The sequence below is a fragment of the Pseudomonas sp. SDO5532_S415 genome, from assembly GCF_054071155.1.
Genome location: NZ_JBSVWS010000151.1, coordinates 1 through 14,800 on the forward strand (window position 1 = coordinate 1; position 14,800 = coordinate 14,800).

Consider the following 14,800-nt stretch of genomic DNA (forward strand, 5'->3'; position numbering starts at 1 on the left):
GCTCGAAAAACGCGCTGTGGCTGCCGATGGTTCGGATCGTTTGAAAGGCAACACCATCGCCGCCGATGGTTCCGATCGCCTGAAAGGCAACACCGTCGCCTGAACAAATAGCTTCACCGAAGTCCCCAACGAAAAAACCCGGCCTGATCAGCCGGGTTTTTTCATGGTTTTTATCCGGCGATCACGCTTCAACTGCCCGCGCCACCGTGTGCTTCTTCAAAAAAGTAGTCTTTCCAGCTGTCCGCCTTGTTTTTGAGTACGCCCAACGCCTGCAGTTTTTCGGCATAGACCGCCGTGCGTTGTGGCACGACCGTGAAGTCGATTTCGGGATCGTTGACGATTTTCTCGACCAGCGACAGCGGCAGTTTCGATTGCTCGACCCGGATATAGGTCTGGGCGGCGGCGGACTTGTCGGCCTTGATGATTTTTTCGGCTTCGGCCAGGGCGTCATAGAACGCCTTGTAGGTTTTCGGGTTTTCGTCGTGGAATTTTTCAGTGGTGTACAGCACGTTAAACGTAGCCTGGCCACCCAATACGTCGTAGGAACTCAGCACTTTATGCACGTTGGGGCTCTGCAGTTCCTGATACTGGAATGGCGGGCTGGAGAAGTGCGAGCTGATTTCCGAGCCACCGGCGATCAGCGCCGCTGTCGCATCCGGGTGCGCAAGGCTGATCGAGATATCGTCGAATTTCTTGTACTGGTCATTGCCGAACTGTCTGGCGGTTTCAATCTGCAACGTGCGCGACTGGAACCCGACACCCGCCGCCGGTACTGCGATGCGGTCCTTTTCGGTGAAGTCCTTGAGGCTCTTCACGTTCGGGTTGTTGCTCAGCAAATAGTTAGGCATCGACCCCAGCGAGGCGATGGCCTTGACGTTCTGTTTGCCCTTGGTCCGATCCCATATGGTCAGCATCGGCGGCACGCCCGCCGACACCACATCCAGTGCGCCCGCCAACAACGCTTCGTTCATCGCCGTGGCGCCGGAAATGCTGTTCCAGTCGACCTTGATGTCGAGGCCCCGGGCCTTGCCCTGTTTCTCGATGAGTTGCTGATCGCGCACCACATCCAGGATCAGATAGCCGATACCGAATTGCTGGGCAATGCTGATTTTACCTTCGGCCTGAGCACCGGGACTGAGCAATGCGCTGACCGCCGCCACGGAGGTCGCCAACAGGGTCAACGCTGGATGCTTGAAGCGAGTTGCCATGAAAACCTCATAAATTGAAATGCAGGGGACTGCTGCGCAGTCCAGCGGGAGCAAGCTCCCTCGCCACAGGTTGTTCATTGTCCCCAGTAACTGGACGGACAGGACTCAGAGCTTGGCAATCGAGACTTCGGTTGATTTCACGAAGGCAATGACTTCGCTGCCGACCTTCAATTCGAGGTCGCGCACCGATCGGGTGGTGATGACGGAGGTGACGATGCCGGAGGCGGTTTGAACGTCGATTTCCGAGACCACTTCGCCTTCCAGGATCTCCTTGATGACACCCTTGAACTGGTTACGGACGTTGATCGCTTTGATGGTCATGATGAGGCTTCCTGTCTGATGTCGAGTACATCCACCTGGATGTGCAGGCCTTCAAGGTGCACCGCCGGGATCGACATTAAAAGGAATATTAAATTATCAATTTATAACTATTGGATATATTACAAATTTCAGGCAAAAAAAATCCCGGGCAGCTGATGGACGCCCGGGACTTAAAAATGCATAAACCGTGGTGGTGAACGCGGGGCGGATATTACGGAATATTTCCCGCTGTAACAAGATATTTTAGTTAACCATTCGGTTACTAAATTCTCTAACCCCTTAAATAACCAGATATTTTTTATGGTTACCATCGAAACCACCTGAACTGTGCCTGTAGGAGCGAAGCGTGCCTCTACAGATACCAGCGGTACTCCCGTGCATCGATGTCATGCATGAATGCCAAATGATCCTGGCGCTTGTTCTCGCAATACACATCGACAAATTCCGCTCCCAATCCTTCACGCAGTTGCGGGTTGCCTTGCATGGACCGCACGGCTTCCAGCATCTCCAGCGGGAAATCGATACCACTGCTGCGATCTTCATTAAGCGGGGCGATCGGTTCGCGGCCGTTTTCCAGGCCTTGCTCCAGTCCAACCAGTATCGCGGCGAGCACAAGGTAGGGATTGGCATCCGCACCGGCCAGGCGATGTTCGATGCGCAGGTTTTTCGCGTCCGACTCCGGTACCCGCAGGCAGGCATCGCGGTCTTCAAAGCCCCAACTGGCGCGGGATGCGACGTTCACGGTGGCGCTCAAGCGGCGCATGGCGTTGTGATTCGGAGCAAAGATGGGCATGCAATGAGGCAACACGTCCAGACACCCGGCCACGGCGTGGCGCAACGCTTGTTGCCCGTTCGCCGCCAGCAGGTTGTTGCCTGCTTCGTCGTAGAGGCTTACATGCACGTGCATGCCGCTGCCAGGATGCTGCAAGTAGGGTTTGGACATGAAACTGGCGCGATACCCATGTTTGAGCGCCACACCACGGGTGCTGCGGCAAAACAACGCCGCCCAGTCCGCCGCGCGCAATCCGTCATCCAGATGGCCGAAATTGATTTCGAACTGTCCGGGACCGAGTTCGGCGGTGATCACCGTGGCATCGATGCCTTGCGTGCGCGCGGTCTGGACCATGTCATCGAGCACCGGGGCGAATCGCGAGAGGCGTTCGATGTGCATGTTCGGCTGATCATCGGCGTCACCGGTCAGTGGGTCGCGCGCAAATTGTGGCAAGCCATCACGCAAGTGGCTATCGAACAGGTAAAACTCCAGTTCGAACGCCACCACCGGAAAAATGCCTTTGCGACGCAGGCGCTCCAGCACCTGCGCCAAGACTTCGCGCGGCTCGAAGACGATCGGTTTTTCGGTGCCGTCGGAGGTGATCAGCATCTGCCCCAACGGCTGTTGCTCCCAGCTCACCTTCTTGAGTGTGCCGGGCACCAGACGCCGTGGCGCATCCGGGTCACCGTCGTTGAAGCAGTAGTCGCCGATCTTGAACAGCCCGCCCTGGGTGCCGAGCAACACGCAGTTCTGCGGCAACTTGAGCGCGCTGCCGGCCGCCACTTTTTCCAGCATCTCGATCGGGTAGCGCTTGCCGTAGAAATGGCCTGGGATGTCCAGGGAAATCAGGTCGACGTAGCGCACTTCGGGGTAGCGCTGACGAAACCCGCGCACTTCGTCCAGCAGATCAGAGCACACAGCATCCATCGTCTTGTTCCTTGTTGTTTTTATCAGGTGTAAACCCACAGCACGCGGGTGAGTTGGTCCGAGAGATTGCCGTAGCGGCAATGGGCATGACTGGCCAGCTGGAAACTGTCGCCGGCGCACAAGGTGACCGGTTCGTTGTCATCGAGCCACAGCGTCAGCTGGCCTTCCAGGACATAGCCACCCTGCTCCGAACTGTCTTTCATGTGCCGGTCGCCGCTGCTGGCGCCGGGCTCCAGCTGGCTTTCGAGCATGGAAAACGACGCGCGCATTTTCGGCGAGACCAGGATGTCGGTGATCCCGTCGGCGTAATACAGCGTGCGACGCTCATCCGGCCGGGTCACCCAAGACAAGGCCATGGGTTTGGGCAGGCTGTAGAAATAAGTGGTCGGCACACCGAGGGTTTCGCTGATGGCGGTCAAGTCCGCCACCGTCGGCCGGGACAACCCGCGCTCAACCTGCGAAAGAAACCCCACGGAGCGACCGATTTTGTCCGCCAGTTCCTTCAGGGTGTATTTCTTGTGTTTGCGCAGGTCCTGGATGAGGATCGCCAACGCCGAAATCTCTTCTTGCATGTCCATCTAAAAGCTTCCAGAAAGTGCCGATTCAAATGCTGTCGCGCAGCCGGTACCAGGCTTTGCCGATGGCTTCCAGCGGTGCGGCCATGTACTTGCCGCCGGGAAAACTGTTGTTGGTCAAACCTTGGTACAACGCCAACTCGTCCGATTGGCCGAGTATCGCATTGGAAACGGCCCGCGCCCCGGCCAGGGTCGGCAGCACGCCGTGACCGGAATAGCCCTGCAGCCAGTACAGACCGCCGCGCCCGCCGATGTCGGGCGTGCGCTTGAGGGTCAGGTCGATGTGGCCGCCCCAGGCGAATTCCAGCTCGACCCCTTTCAGTTGCGGAAACACACGCTCCAGACAAGGCCGGGTGGCGCCGGCGATGTCCTTCGGCATGCCCCCCAGGTAAGTGCAACCGCCGCCGAACAACAAGCGGTTGTCGGGGGTGCGGCGGAAATAATCGAGCACGAACTGATTGTCGGTGACACACACATTGCTTGGCAGTAACGCAGTCGCCTGTGCCTCGGACAGTGGCGCCGTGGCCACCTGATAGGTCCCAACGGGCAACACGCAACTCGAGAGCTGCGGATCGAGCCGGTCGAGATAAGCATTGCAGGCCAGTACCAATACACCGGCGCGAATGCGACCGCGCTCAGTGGTCACCACATACCCGTCGCCCTCCTCGCGATAATTCAGCGCCTTGCTTTGTTCATGAATCACGCCACCGGCCCGCTCAATCGCCGCAGCCAGGCCGAGCGCCAGTTTCAGCGGATTCAAGTGCCCGCCTTCGGGATCGAACAGCCCGGCCTGGTAGCGCTCGCTGGCGACCCACTCCGGCAGCTGATGGCGTTCAATGAAACGCAAACCATCGTGGCCCCATTTGTGACTGGCCTCGTGCTGCCATTCGGTCAGCAAGCTGACCCGTCGTGGCATCACCGAGGTCCAGAGGTGGCCAGGCCGGTAGTCGCAATCAAATCCATGGCGTGCCGGCAGTTCTCGCAACTCCCGCGCCGCCCAGCGCATGCCTTCCCACAGGCGCCGCGCGCGCTCATACCCCAGCGCCGCTTCCAGCGGCGGCATGTCGCAGGACCAGCCAAGAATGGCCTGCCCGCCATTACGCCCCGACGCCGCCCACGCCACCCGGCTGGCTTCCAGCACAGTCACCCGCTTGCCGGCCAGGGCCAGGCGCAACGCGGTGTGCAACCCGCTGAAACCGGCGCCGATAACCAGCACTTCAGTGTCTTGCTCGCCTTCTAATGGCGCGCGGTTTTTCACCTGATCGGCGCAGGAATGGGCGTAGTAGCTGGCGACGTGCTGGGTGGATTGCTGAAACATTGCCGGCTCCGTGAAATTTTATAGTTTTAATTTCATGAAAAAATACACGGAGAATTTCATGTTGGCAATTTTTTGATGCTTTAGGATGGGGACAGCAGATCACCTGGAAAAGCCAGAGCGAGGTCGCCTGACAGCCGACCTGACTGTTGCGGATGTACCGAATCCCTGTGGGAGCGAGCCTGCTCGCGAAGGCGGTCTGGCATTCGCCATTGATGTCGACTGACACGGCCTCTTCGCGAGCAGGCTCGCTCCCACAGGGGGGACTCGCCGCAAGAGCGAAACCATAAGCAGCCGTTACCGCAGCAATGGATATGTACCCAAACAAAAAAAATCCCACCCGGAAACACCCGGGCGGGATTCGCTGAAACGGCCAGCACTATGGGAAAGACTCAGGCAATCGGAATCAAAGGATCCGCCGCCGCCCAGGCAACATCACGATCCGCCACCGGCGGATAAATCCACACAGTATTGATCTGCGTCTTGAGTTCCTTGCCTTCCTGCTTGGTCAGCTTGACCTGGCGATCCCACCCTTCGGTGTACACCGCGCCCCAGGCGCCCAGATCCAGGCAGGTAACGTATTTCGGCTGGCGGTACGGCGTCGGGTCCACGCCGAGGATATGCGCAGCCACGTTGTTACCGGCATGACGACCCAACATGATGGCGTGCTGGCAAGTCATCAGTGCGTGGTTGCCGATGTCATCGGTGGCCGCGTAAGCGACGTCACCGGTGGCGTAGACGTCATCCTGGCCAATGACTTTCAGGTTTGCATCAACATGCAGGCGGCCGAGATGATCACGTTCGCCGGGGACCTGTTCGGTCAGCGAGCTGGCGCGTACGCCGGTGGTCCAGACAACGGTCTTGGCATCGATACGCTGGCCATCGGACAAGCTCACACCGTCTGCATCAACCGCAACAACCGAGGCGTTCAGATGCCAGGTCACGCCGGTTTCAATGCTGGCTTCAGCGATTTTTTCCGCAATTTCAGGGCCCATGGAACCACCGACCTTGTTACCGCGGTCAACGATGATCACCTTGATATCCGCACGATCGCCGAGGATGGCACGCAGGCGAGTCGGCATTTCAGTCGCCGTTTCAATCCCGGTGAAACCACCGCCGGCAACCACTACGGTGTTGCGTGCAGCGCTTTCTGGCTGGTTGACCAGATTCTTGAGGTGGTTTTCCAGGCGTACGGCTTGTTCGATCTGGTCGACGTCAAACGCATGCTCAGCCACGCCGGGGGTATCAGGCAGTGCCAGGCCGCTGCCGGTCGCCAGTACGAGTTTGTCGTAGATAACCACCTGTTTGTTGCCCCAAGCATCAATGTAGCCAACTCGTTTTTGCGCGACGTCGATGGTCTCGGCAGCGCCCTTGATGAACTTCACGCCGACCGCATCGAACAGCTTGCCAATCGGAGCGGCCAGTTGATGGGCGTTCGGCTCGTAAAAACGTGGGCGTATCCGCAACTCGGCCTGGGGAGCCAGCACCGTCACTTCGACGTTGTTGTGATCATGGATGTTGAACAGACGCGTCGCACTGATCGCTGTCCACATACCACCGAAACCCGCACCAACTACCAGGATGTGTTGTTTCATTTTTAACTCCAGTGAAGAACCAGGCATTGAATGTTGTTAAAGGACCAGGAGCTTGGCGCGAGTCTCTCTTGGAAAGCGCCGTTCACTGCCGATCTGACAACTGCGACTCTATTGATCCGAGTTACATCGCGCAACCTGTTTTTTGCGATGGTTTCCATCGACGATATCGATACAGGCCTGAAAGGAGCCATACAGCGGGCTACAAACGGATTTCCGCTTCAATGGAGCCACAATCCCATTCGTTGTCCCGTTAACGACCAGCTGATATCATTTGCGACAACACTAGTCGGAGATTGAAATGGCTCTTTACAGCGCAGGCGTCGAATACGGTCTTCACTGCCTGACTTTCCTGGTAGGCAATTGCGGCGATACCCGCGAAGCGAGTGTGCGTGACCTGGCCGAGCTGCAAGGTGTGCCACTGGACTATCTGGCAAAAATCTTCACCAAACTGGCCAAGGCAAAACTGGTGGTGGCGACCGAGGGTGTGCGTGGGGGGTTCAAGCTGGCTCGGCCGGCGGACGAAATCACGCTGCTGGATATCGTCAACGCCATCGACGGGCGCAAGGCTATTTTCGAATGCCGGGAAATTCGCGGTCGTTGCGCACTGTTTGAAGGTGAGACGCCGGAATGGGCGGTGGACGGACGCTGCTCGATCCATGCCGCGATGCTGACGGCGCAGAAGCGCATGGAAGAGGCCCTGGCCCAGCAGACGATCCTGGACATCGCCCGCAGGGTAGGACGCAAGGCCCCGGCGGAGTTCAACGCGAAGGTGGACAGCTGGATGAACGATCGCCGGGAAAAGAAAGGCACCGCCAGTGCCCAGACAAGCGACGATCAGCTCATCCAGGTCACCGCGATTTCCGACTGAATCCTACAGGCAATCACGCACTGCCTTGCGCAGTGCGCCGGACTTGGCCCAGGGCGGGCCCTGATACAGCGAGACCTGGCTGCCATCCTTCGACTTCACGATGTCCAGAACTTCATCGGCCGTGATGATGCTGGGCGCGGTAATCCGGTAGCCGTTGGATATCGACGTTTGCGTGGTGCTGGACACCTCTTTCTGCCACGGAGGCAACACGCACGCGGCCAGCTCTTTCGGTGGTTTTTCACTGTACTTGCTGACATTCGGCTCGCCCGGTACCACTGACGCCGGCAACGAACATCCCGACAGCAACGCCAATACCACTCCCCCCATCAACATCCGACTCTGCATGAAACGTCCTTAATCCTGAAAAAATAAAATGTAGTCTGTCGCCGTCCGGACTGCCATGGATGACCGAACCTCAGCGACTGGCGTTGTTGTCGCCAGGCCCCGGGTAGGACCGCTCGTTCAAATAGGTCATCCATCGCTCATAGGCTTCATGTTGCCACTGGCTGACCCGCTCCCACTCCGGCCCGCTGAGCTGGTGTTCGGAGATGAGCTTCATCATTTCGCTGGTGGCCGCATCCAGATCGGCAATCAGCTCATGGGCACGCGCTCTGAAATCATCGGTTGCGGTCATTTTGAACGTCCCCCGCCCTTGCCGAAAAATCGGTACTTCACTACGACAGCGAATTTTGCCGATCGCGCAAACTTCCCGACCAAAGGAAGCGCCCCGGGATCGGACGAATACAACGCTCTGCCGCTGGAATGGGTCTAAAATTTCAAGGCGCAGAGTTGCAGGAGGTCATCATGTGGCTTAACGAATCGGAACAAGAACTTCGACGCGATCTGCAAGGGCTTGCATCGGATCTGCGATGGTCGGCGGTCGAACTTTTGCGCATCGCAGAGCAGTTGCGCCTGACCGGCAATGATGTCGATGCAGAGGCTGTCAGGAGGCTGTGCGATCTGTTCCAGGGTGATGAGCAACGCTTGGCGGGCTATGCCGAGGAAGTGAAGGCCAAATTCATCACCCGCAACAAACCCCAATAGCGGACACGCTGTGATGAAAAGCGCTCTCTTGATGTTCGCCGCCTTGCTCACGGCATTGCCAGGCTGCAGCAGCAACTCGCAAATCTACCGGGACCAGCCGCTGGTGGCCAAGGTCGAGACCGGCATGAGCAAGGAGCAAGTCGAGCAAATCGGCGGCCCACCGTTATCGGTCACGAACCGTAGCGTCGAGCCGGGCACTTGCTTTGATTACAAGCTGACCCAACCCGGTCATCAGCACCCGTTTAACGTCAGTTTCGATGATCGGGGCAAGGTCGATCACAAGAGCTTCATGACCTGTGCCGAATGGAGCAACACCCAGCAAAAGGCCAGGGAATCACGCTCTGGTGGTGGAGGTGGCGGCTACTAGCCCCGGCAATAAATCTCCACGTGGGTGGAAAAATGTGGCGAGGGGATTTATCCCCGTTCGGCTGCGAAGCAGTCGTAAAATCCGGACAACTTGTATTTGTCTGAAGTAACGCTCGGGGCCGCTTCGCAGCCCAACGGGGATAAATCCCCTCGCCACAATAACCGCGCGCCACTGGATCGGGTTACTGGCTGCGCGCCTGTTTGCTCGGCCGCGACTTGTAGCCAGGAAGAGACGCCGCAAACGCCAGCGCTTCCTCTCGGCTGCCAAACGACCCGAGTCGATCACCTTTGGTGCAGACCCGCCATGGGCCGTTGTTCACGCTGACCAGGTCATAACCGTTCATGTGCATCTTGTTCAGCATCGGAACACTCATGGTCACCTCCATCTTCGCAATGATATCCAAAGCTAACGTGCCTACCTTACACCCACCCTTTGCCGAAAGGCCGACCAGACGTCGTGTCAGTATTCCGTCATTGGATTGCACTTTCAGGCGTGACAACCGCTCTAAACAGGCAAATTCCGGCAAAACGAATCCGGCGCGAATATTGCAGTTTTATGACAAATTTATGTCAAAGAGCTATCAGGCAATACATGAAAGTACGCGCAACCGTCATTTGCGAGCAGGACCGTCACATTCTCCTGGTGCGCAAACCGAGGAGTCGGTGGATGTTGCCCGGCGGCAAGGTCGAGCCCGGTGAAACGGTGGCGGGCGCCGCCATGCGCGAACTACAGGAAGAAACCGGGCTTGATGTCGATGACATGCTGTACCTGATGGAACTGGAAACCGGCAGCACCCGGCACCACGTTTTCGAGGCCTCCGTGATCAATCTGGATCAGGCGCGGCCACAAAATGAAATCTTCGACTGCATCTGGTTTCCGCTGGATGCAGTACAAAACCTGAGCACCAGCGACGCCACGCTCAGTATCGTCAGAGCGTTTCAACGTCGCCTGTAAGTTTCTCTACGCCGTGGCCAATGCCGTCGCGGCCCTGTCGATAAACGCGGCAATCTCCGCCGGCATCGAAGCCAGGGACGCATGACTGGCGTTCAAGGTCAGGATCTCCCGGGCGTTCAGCCGTCCCGCCATCCATTGCTGGTTCTGCGGCGCGATCATCCGGTCATCGGCCGACACCTGGTACCAAGACGGTTTGTTCTTCCACGCCACGGTGCTGATCGTGTCGCCAAAGGTGCTGGCCAAGGGGGCTTTCTGGGTGATGCCCATGACCAGTCCTTCGGTCGCCGGCAAGTCCTGGCAGAAGCTCTCATGGTAGAGCTCAGGCTTGACCCACAGATAACCGTCGCTGTCGGGGGCCAGGTTGGCTGCTGCCGCCGGGAGATGCCGTTGCGTAATCCCGCCGGGGCTTTCACCGGTGTCCGGCGCGAACGCAGCGATATAAACCAGGCCCACGACATTCGGTTGATCGCCCGCCTCTGTTATCACCGCACCGCCATAGGAATGCCCCACCAACAGCACGGGGCCGGCCACTTGCGCGACCATTTTACGGGTGCGTTCAGCGTCATCGGCCAATGAAGTCAGGGGCATTTCCACTGCCTGGATGCGGGTGTAGCCCTTGCCCAGCAGTTTGACGATGACTTTGTTCCAATGGGCGGCACCGCCCCAGAAACCATGGACCAGCACAATCGTGGGTTTTTCGCTCATGACCTTGACTCCATTGTTCGATGAAGTTGTTGGCGCGTCGTGTCAGCCCTGATCGCCGCCGCCCACGGGCATGACCATACCGGTGATATAGGACGCATCGTCGCTGGCCAGAAACAGAATAGCCCCGGCTTGCTCATCCAGCGTGCCGTAGCGCTTCATCAGACTGCTGTCGAGGGTCTGGTCGACGATCTGCTGATACCAGACTTTCTCTTGCGCGCTTTGCTCGGCGCTGTTGCGTGGAATCACCCGCGGCGGCGCTTCGGTGCCACCGGGTGCCGTGGCGTTGACCCGAACCCCGCGCCCGGCGGTTTCAAACGCCAGGCAAGCGGTCAGCGCATTGACCCCGCCCTTCGCCGCGCCATAGGGCACGCGATTGACACTGCGGGTGGCGATGGACGACACGTTGACGATCGCCCCACTGCCCTGCTCCAGCATGAAGGGCAACGCGGCGTGACAGCACCATAAGGTCGGGAACAACGAACGGCGGACCTCGGCCTCGATCTGCGATGCCTCGTAATGCTCGAACGGCTTGGCCCAGATCGTACCGCCGACGTTATTGATCAACACATCGAGACGACCAAAGCGCTCGACGGCCGTTTGCATCACCCGGCTGCATTCCTCGTACTGCTCCAGGTCGGCGGTCAGGGCCAGCACCTGGCTGTCTTTCGCCAAGTGTTGCTGAACCTCGAACACCAGCTCGGAGCGATCGACCAGGATCAGCTTCGCCCCTTCCGCCGCCATCCGCTCTGCAACGCGCCGACCGATGCCCTGGGCAGCCCCGGTGATCAGCGCGACTTTTTCTTGAAATCTGTTCATGCGTACCTCTCTTTAGTCGAGCTCGGTATCTGTGGGAGCGGGCTTGCTCGCGAAAGCGGTATGGCTGGCGACATCGATGTTGGATGTGCCGGCCTCTTCGCGAGCAGGCTCGCTCCCACATGGGTCCTGTGTCGTGGACGTTATCCGGGTGCACCACTATCAACTGTGGGAGCGGGCTTGCTCGCGAAAGCTGCCTCACAAGCAACATCAATGTTGAATGTGCCGCCCTCTTCGCGAGCAGGCTCGCTCCCACAAGGGACTGCGCGCGACTCACGCCGCGCTGGCGGCAAATTTTTCGTAGTAGAAGTTCGCAGGCTTGATGCCTTGCTCGCCGATGTACTTGCTGACCGCCTCCACCATCGGCGGTGGACCGCACAGGTAGACATCGACATCACCATCGTTCAGGTGCTTTGGCTCGATGTGCTGGGTCACGTAGCCCTTGAGCGGGTGCTGGCTATCGGGGCTGGCCACGCAAGCGCTGTAGCTGAAGTTGGGAATGCGCGCGGCGAAAGCTTCCAGCCGATCCATTTCCACCAGGTCGAAATCCTGGGTCACGCCGTAGATCAAGTGCAACGGATGATCACTGCCCTGCTCGGCGATTTTCTCCAGCATCGCGGTGAACGGCGCCAGCCCGGTGCCACCGGCCAGCAGCAACAACGGCCGGCGGATGTCGCGCAGATAGAAACTGCCCAGGGGACCTGCCAGGCTCATGCTGTCGCCGGCCTTGGCCATGCCGGTGAGGAAACTGCTCATCAAGCCGCCAGGCACGTTGCGAATCAGGAAGCTGACTTCGCCGTCTCGTTGCAACGAGCTGAAGGAGTACGCGCGGGTCTGCTCGCTGCCGGGAATGCCCAGGTTCACGTACTGCCCCGGCAGGAACGCCAGTTTGCTCAACGCCTCGCCCTTGATCGACAGCGCGATGGTGCTGTCGGACAACTGGCGCACCGCACTGATGGTTGCCTCGTAGCTGGCCTGGCGGGTACGGCAGACTTGCGACGACGTCGGCACGCGTACCACGCAATCGCTCTGGGCACGCATCTGGCAGGTCAGGACGAAACCCTGCTCGGCCTCTTCCGGGCTGAGGGCATCTTCGATGTACTCCTCGCCCAGATCATAGGTGCCGGCCTCGGCAAAACACTTGCAGGTGCCGCAGGCGCCGTCGCGGCAGTCCAGCGGGATATTGATGCCCTGGCGGTACGCGGCATCGGCCACGGTTTCACCGGCATTGGCGTCGATGAACCGGGTGACGCCGTCTTCGAAATTGAACGCAATGGAATGGGTCATGACGGCCGCCTCACAAGTGGTAAACATCGATGACCTGGCGAACGTAATCGTTCTTCAGGATCACTTTCTTGGCTTTGATCAGCGGGTTTTCACCGCGCACATCAAGGGTGTAGAAACTGCTGCCGAAGTAGCTGTCGACGGTCTTGTAGCGAAAGCTCAGGGTGTGCCAGTTGAAGCGCACCTTGCACAAGCCGTCGGCCTGTTCCAGCAGCTCGATGTTGCTGATGTTGTGGGACGTGCGGGTGTCCGGAACGCTTGCGCTGGAGCGCTCGGTCTTGATGCGGAAGATGCGGTCTTCCAGGCCGGTGCGGTTGCCGTACCAGATCAGCGAGATTTCCCGCTGCGGGTCTTCGGTCAACTCGTCATTGTCATCCCACGACGGCATCCAGAAAGTGGCGTCCGGGGCGTACAGCTCCAGCCACTCATCCCACTGCCGGTCATCGAGGTAACGCGCTTCGCGGTAGAGAAAGTCGCGCACGGTATCAAAGGAAATGGTCATTGCACGTCCTCCACGGCGATCAACTTCGACTGCTCGGCGGCCAGGGCCTTGAGCATGGTCTGCTGCCAGTATTTGTGTTGCAGCACGAACAGGCCTTCGTCTTCGGTGCGCACGCCGCTGAGCAGCGGAAGCAGGTCGATTTCCTTGGCCGCGTCATCGGCGCCTTCGATCCAGTGCTCGGCGCCACGGGACATGTCGTTCCAGGTCGTCACGCTGCCCTGGTAGCTGGTCTGGCAGGAGCGGAACTCTTCCAGATCGTCAGGCGTGGCCATGCCGCTGACGTTGAAGAAATCCTCGTACTGGCGAATACGGCTGGAACGCGCGTGGTCGCTTTCGCCTTTGGGGGCGATGCAGTAGATGGTGATTTCCGTGCGGTCGACCGAGATCGGCCGGGCGATGCGGATTTGCGAGCTGAACTGGTCCATCAGGTACACGTTCGGGTACAGGCACAGGTTGCGCGAGTTCTCGATCATCCAGTCGGCGCGGGCCTTGCCGAAGTCCTGGGCCAGCTCGTCGCGTCGTTCGTACAGCGGACGGTCTTCCGGGTTGGCCCAACGGGTCCAGAGCAGCATGTGGCCCTTGTCGAAGGAATAGAAACCGCCGCCCTGCTTGGCCCAGCTGCCGGCGCTCATGGTCGGATTTTCGTCACCGGCCTCGCGTTGCTTGCGCTGGTTCTGGGTGGCCGCGTAGTTCCAGTGCACCGAGCTGACGTGGTAGCCATCGGCGCCGTTTTCCGCGGTGAGTTTCCAGTTGCCTTCGTAGATGTAGCTGGACGAACCGCGCAGCACTTCCAGGCCATCGGCGGACTGATCGACGATCATGTCGATGATCTTCGCCGACTCGCCCAGGTGCTCGACCAAAGGCAGTACATCAGCGTTCAGGCTGCCGAACAGGAAGCCGCGATAAGACTCGAAACGCGCCACTTTGGTCAGGTCGTGGGAGCCTTCGCAGTTGAAGCTCGAGGGGTAGCCGGCGTTCGCCGGGTCTTTGACTTTGAGCAGCTTGCCGGAGTTGTTGAAGGTCCAGCCGTGGAACGGGCAGGTGTAGGAACTCTTGTTGCCGGACTTGTGCCGGCACAGGGTCGCGCCGCGATGACTGCAGGCGTTGATGAAGGCGTTGAGCACACCGTCCTTGTTGCGCGCGATGAAGATCGACTGGCGCCCCATGGTGGTGGTGTAGAAGTCGTTGACGTTGGGGATCTGGCTCTCATGGGCCAGATACAACCAGTTGCCTTCGAAGATGTGTTTCATCTCAAGGTCGAACAGGCGTGGATCGGTGAACATCTCGCGCTTGCAGCGATAGATGCCTTGGGCAGGGTCGTCTTCAAGCAAGGAGTGAAGGTATTCGGGTCGCAGGGTCATGGCCGCCGCCTCCATTGTTATTGTTCAGGCAAGGCTCATGCTAGGACGGGGCAATGGAGCGGACTATCCGCGGGGTGCAGACCTTTATCCGTTTTGTGCAGGGAGCTGGCAGTGTGTCAGGCGCCACCAACGTTGGCAGTACCGACCTCTTCGCGAGCAGGCTCGCTCCCACAGGGGTAACGCGATCCA

18 protein-coding genes are annotated in these 14,800 nt (G+C 59.0%); 4 read left to right on the forward strand and 14 right to left on the reverse strand.

The window, feature by feature from the left end:
• Positions 1-188: 188 nt before the first annotated feature.
• The 6 genes from ACW9HW_RS24055 to ACW9HW_RS24080 form a co-directional block, all read right to left on the reverse strand.
• A complete protein-coding gene (locus tag ACW9HW_RS24055; protein ID WP_457401948.1) occupies positions 189-1,208 on the reverse strand; it encodes an ABC transporter substrate-binding protein in 1,020 nt (339 codons plus the stop codon).
• A 105-nt stretch (positions 1,209-1,313) separates the two neighbouring features.
• Positions 1,314-1,529 (reverse strand): TOBE domain-containing protein, encoded by a 216-nt coding sequence (locus ACW9HW_RS24060; RefSeq protein WP_007904463.1) that lies wholly within the window; start codon positions 1,527-1,529, stop codon positions 1,314-1,316.
• A 352-nt stretch (positions 1,530-1,881) separates the two neighbouring features.
• A complete protein-coding gene (locus ACW9HW_RS24065) occupies positions 1,882-3,228 on the reverse strand; it encodes a glutamine synthetase family protein (RefSeq protein WP_095193624.1) in 1,347 nt (448 codons plus the stop codon).
• 23 nt (positions 3,229-3,251) lie between these two features.
• Entirely contained in the window at positions 3,252-3,806 is a 555-nt protein-coding gene (locus tag ACW9HW_RS24070) for a helix-turn-helix domain-containing protein (RefSeq protein WP_095193623.1), read from the reverse strand.
• A 25-nt stretch (positions 3,807-3,831) separates the two neighbouring features.
• Positions 3,832-5,121, reverse strand: coding sequence for an NAD(P)/FAD-dependent oxidoreductase (locus ACW9HW_RS24075; protein ID WP_457401949.1), 1,290 nt, complete (start codon positions 5,119-5,121; stop codon positions 3,832-3,834).
• A 389-nt stretch (positions 5,122-5,510) separates the two neighbouring features.
• Positions 5,511-6,713, reverse strand: coding sequence for an NAD(P)/FAD-dependent oxidoreductase (locus ACW9HW_RS24080; protein ID WP_457401950.1), 1,203 nt, complete (start codon positions 6,711-6,713; stop codon positions 5,511-5,513).
• A gap of 298 nt (positions 6,714-7,011) precedes the next feature.
• On the opposite strand from ACW9HW_RS24080, the gene ACW9HW_RS24085 reads away from it, so the two are divergent.
• Complete coding sequence (locus ACW9HW_RS24085; RefSeq protein WP_095193619.1) at positions 7,012-7,581, forward strand: RrF2 family transcriptional regulator; 570 nt, start codon at positions 7,012-7,014, stop codon at positions 7,579-7,581.
• Between the two features lie 3 nt (positions 7,582-7,584).
• Here the strand turns inward: ACW9HW_RS24085 and ACW9HW_RS24090 are convergent, their stop codons facing one another.
• Together ACW9HW_RS24090 and ACW9HW_RS24095 are read right to left on the reverse strand one after the other, a co-directional pair.
• Positions 7,585-7,926 (reverse strand): hypothetical protein, encoded by a 342-nt coding sequence (locus ACW9HW_RS24090; protein ID WP_095193618.1) that lies wholly within the window; start codon positions 7,924-7,926, stop codon positions 7,585-7,587.
• Positions 7,927-7,996: 70 nt separating this feature from the next.
• Positions 7,997-8,215: a hypothetical protein gene (locus ACW9HW_RS24095; RefSeq protein WP_095193617.1), complete on the reverse strand. Its 219-nt coding sequence runs from the start codon at positions 8,213-8,215 to the stop codon at positions 7,997-7,999.
• Between the two features lie 170 nt (positions 8,216-8,385).
• On the opposite strand from ACW9HW_RS24095, the gene ACW9HW_RS24100 reads away from it, so the two are divergent.
• Positions 8,386-8,625: a hypothetical protein gene (locus ACW9HW_RS24100; protein WP_095193616.1), complete on the forward strand. Its 240-nt coding sequence runs from the start codon at positions 8,386-8,388 to the stop codon at positions 8,623-8,625.
• A gap of 13 nt (positions 8,626-8,638) precedes the next feature.
• A complete protein-coding gene (gene osmE, locus ACW9HW_RS24105) occupies positions 8,639-8,992 on the forward strand; it encodes an osmotically-inducible lipoprotein OsmE (protein WP_095193615.1) in 354 nt (117 codons plus the stop codon).
• Between the two features lie 181 nt (positions 8,993-9,173).
• On the opposite strand, the gene ACW9HW_RS24110 is transcribed toward osmE, so the two are convergent.
• The gene (locus ACW9HW_RS24110) at positions 9,174-9,365 is read right to left on the reverse strand and encodes an SPOR domain-containing protein (protein WP_095193614.1); all 192 of its coding nucleotides are present in this window, start codon (positions 9,363-9,365) and stop codon (positions 9,174-9,176) included.
• Positions 9,366-9,583: 218 nt separating this feature from the next.
• On the opposite strand from ACW9HW_RS24110, the gene ACW9HW_RS24115 reads away from it, so the two are divergent.
• Positions 9,584-9,946, forward strand: a complete 363-nt coding sequence (locus ACW9HW_RS24115; RefSeq protein WP_457401951.1) for an NUDIX hydrolase — start codon at positions 9,584-9,586, stop codon at positions 9,944-9,946.
• Positions 9,947-9,952: 6 nt separating this feature from the next.
• Here ACW9HW_RS24115 and ACW9HW_RS24120 read toward each other — a convergent pair whose 3' ends face one another.
• The 5 genes from ACW9HW_RS24120 to benA all read right to left on the reverse strand — a co-directional run bounded on the left by ACW9HW_RS24120 (position 9,953) and on the right by benA (position 14,611).
• Entirely contained in the window at positions 9,953-10,651 is a 699-nt protein-coding gene (locus ACW9HW_RS24120) for an alpha/beta hydrolase (protein ID WP_457401952.1), read from the reverse strand.
• A 42-nt stretch (positions 10,652-10,693) separates the two neighbouring features.
• Complete coding sequence (locus tag ACW9HW_RS24125; RefSeq protein ID WP_095193611.1) at positions 10,694-11,467, reverse strand: 1,6-dihydroxycyclohexa-2,4-diene-1-carboxylate dehydrogenase; 774 nt, start codon at positions 11,465-11,467, stop codon at positions 10,694-10,696.
• Positions 11,468-11,737: 270 nt separating this feature from the next.
• On the reverse strand, positions 11,738-12,751 hold the full coding sequence (benC, locus tag ACW9HW_RS24130; RefSeq protein ID WP_095193610.1) for a benzoate 1,2-dioxygenase electron transfer component BenC: 1,014 nt from the start codon (positions 12,749-12,751) through the stop codon (positions 11,738-11,740).
• A gap of 10 nt (positions 12,752-12,761) precedes the next feature.
• The gene (gene benB, locus ACW9HW_RS24135) at positions 12,762-13,250 is read right to left on the reverse strand and encodes a benzoate 1,2-dioxygenase small subunit (RefSeq protein ID WP_095193609.1); all 489 of its coding nucleotides are present in this window, start codon (positions 13,248-13,250) and stop codon (positions 12,762-12,764) included.
• Positions 13,247-14,611 carry a benzoate 1,2-dioxygenase large subunit gene (benA, locus tag ACW9HW_RS24140; protein WP_095193608.1) on the reverse strand — a complete coding sequence of 455 codons (1,365 nt, stop codon included), beginning with the start codon at positions 14,609-14,611 and terminating at the stop codon, positions 13,247-13,249. The genes benB and benA overlap by 4 nt, the downstream gene beginning before the upstream one ends.
• Between the last annotated feature and the right edge of the window lie 189 nt (positions 14,612-14,800).

Excerpts from the sequence above, each read along its gene's own strand:
- ACW9HW_RS24055 (WP_457401948.1), bottom strand. The coding sequence starts at position 1,208 with ATGGCAACTCGCTTCAAGCATCCAGCGTTGACCCTGTTGGCGACCTCC.
- ACW9HW_RS24060 (WP_007904463.1), bottom strand. The coding sequence starts at position 1,529 with ATGACCATCAAAGCGATCAACGTCCGTAACCAGTTCAAGGGTGTCATC.
- ACW9HW_RS24065 (WP_095193624.1), bottom strand. The coding sequence starts at position 3,228 with ATGGATGCTGTGTGCTCTGATCTGCTGGACGAAGTGCGCGGGTTTCGT.
- ACW9HW_RS24070 (WP_095193623.1), bottom strand. The coding sequence starts at position 3,806 with ATGGACATGCAAGAAGAGATTTCGGCGTTGGCGATCCTCATCCAGGAC.
- ACW9HW_RS24075 (WP_457401949.1), bottom strand. The coding sequence starts at position 5,121 with ATGTTTCAGCAATCCACCCAGCACGTCGCCAGCTACTACGCCCATTCC.
- ACW9HW_RS24080 (WP_457401950.1), bottom strand. The coding sequence starts at position 6,713 with ATGAAACAACACATCCTGGTAGTTGGTGCGGGTTTCGGTGGTATGTGG.
- ACW9HW_RS24085 (WP_095193619.1), top strand. The coding sequence starts at position 7,012 with ATGGCTCTTTACAGCGCAGGCGTCGAATACGGTCTTCACTGCCTGACT.
- ACW9HW_RS24090 (WP_095193618.1), bottom strand. The coding sequence starts at position 7,926 with ATGCAGAGTCGGATGTTGATGGGGGGAGTGGTATTGGCGTTGCTGTCG.
- ACW9HW_RS24095 (WP_095193617.1), bottom strand. The coding sequence starts at position 8,215 with ATGACCGCAACCGATGATTTCAGAGCGCGTGCCCATGAGCTGATTGCC.
- ACW9HW_RS24100 (WP_095193616.1), top strand. The coding sequence starts at position 8,386 with ATGTGGCTTAACGAATCGGAACAAGAACTTCGACGCGATCTGCAAGGG.
- osmE (WP_095193615.1), top strand. The coding sequence starts at position 8,639 with ATGAAAAGCGCTCTCTTGATGTTCGCCGCCTTGCTCACGGCATTGCCA.
- ACW9HW_RS24110 (WP_095193614.1), bottom strand. The coding sequence starts at position 9,365 with ATGAGTGTTCCGATGCTGAACAAGATGCACATGAACGGTTATGACCTG.
- ACW9HW_RS24115 (WP_457401951.1), top strand. The coding sequence starts at position 9,584 with ATGAAAGTACGCGCAACCGTCATTTGCGAGCAGGACCGTCACATTCTC.
- ACW9HW_RS24120 (WP_457401952.1), bottom strand. The coding sequence starts at position 10,651 with ATGAGCGAAAAACCCACGATTGTGCTGGTCCATGGTTTCTGGGGCGGT.
- ACW9HW_RS24125 (WP_095193611.1), bottom strand. The coding sequence starts at position 11,467 with ATGAACAGATTTCAAGAAAAAGTCGCGCTGATCACCGGGGCTGCCCAG.
- benC (WP_095193610.1), bottom strand. The coding sequence starts at position 12,751 with ATGACCCATTCCATTGCGTTCAATTTCGAAGACGGCGTCACCCGGTTC.
- benB (WP_095193609.1), bottom strand. The coding sequence starts at position 13,250 with ATGACCATTTCCTTTGATACCGTGCGCGACTTTCTCTACCGCGAAGCG.
- benA (WP_095193608.1), bottom strand. The coding sequence starts at position 14,611 with ATGACCCTGCGACCCGAATACCTTCACTCCTTGCTTGAAGACGACCCT.